Genomic DNA, 759 nt, shown 5'->3' on the forward strand with positions numbered 1-759 from the left:
CGCGCCTAGTTCGGGCGACACGTCATCGGTGTCGAGGAGGAGGAACCGGTCGGGGTTCTCAGACTGGGCTGCGCGTACCAGGCCCCACACGGGTGCGTTAGCCAGGTCGGTGACAGCGTCGTCGGGTCCGGCGGCGATGGCGCCGCGTGTGACGAAGACGAGACGGGAGTCGGCGAAGCGGTCCTCGGCCAGCCACTCCTGGACCAGGGCCAGGGCGTGGTGAGCGGCCTGGTGGGCTGCGGCGGCCGCGTTGATGTCCTCGTAGGCCGCCAGAGCAACGAAGACGACCTGCGGGATGGTGTCGGCGGCAGCCAGCTCAGCCAGGCCCGGGTATGCCGGTCCGTCGGTGAAGAGGCCCGGCTCGTCACCCAACACCGCCCACGTCTGGGCCTCGGCGGGCGCCGACGGCAGCTCGGGCCAGTCCACGCGGTACAGGGAATTGTGGAATCCCCTGTGTCCGGTGGTGAGTTCGTCAGTGCTGGTCTGGCGCCAGGTGATGGTCTGGGCGGTGAGTACGGGTGCGCCGGTGTCGTCGGCGGCGGTGAGGGATCCGTTGGTGGTGGAGAGCTTGACGCGCAGGCTGGTGGCGCCGGTGGCGTAGAGGGAGACGTTGTGCCAGGTGGCGGTGGTGCGTGCCCGCTCGTCGGCGGTGAGGGGCAGGGCGTGCAGGGCGGCGTCCAGGAGTGCGGGGTGCAGTCCGAAGCCGTCGGTGGAGGTGCCTTCGGGGAGGGCGACCTCGGCGTAGACGTCGTCACCGAG

At 70.8% G+C, this 759-nt stretch carries 1 protein-coding gene; it reads right to left on the reverse strand.

The annotated features are described in order from the left end of the window. On the reverse strand, nucleotides 1–759 hold a 759-nt coding region (locus tag IG54_RS38935), incomplete at both ends, for a SpnB-like Rossmann fold domain-containing protein (protein WP_037898475.1).

It is taken from the genome of Streptomyces sp. NRRL S-920 (genome assembly GCF_000717945.1).
GTDB lineage: Bacteria > Actinomycetota > Actinomycetes > Streptomycetales > Streptomycetaceae > Streptomyces > Streptomyces alboniger.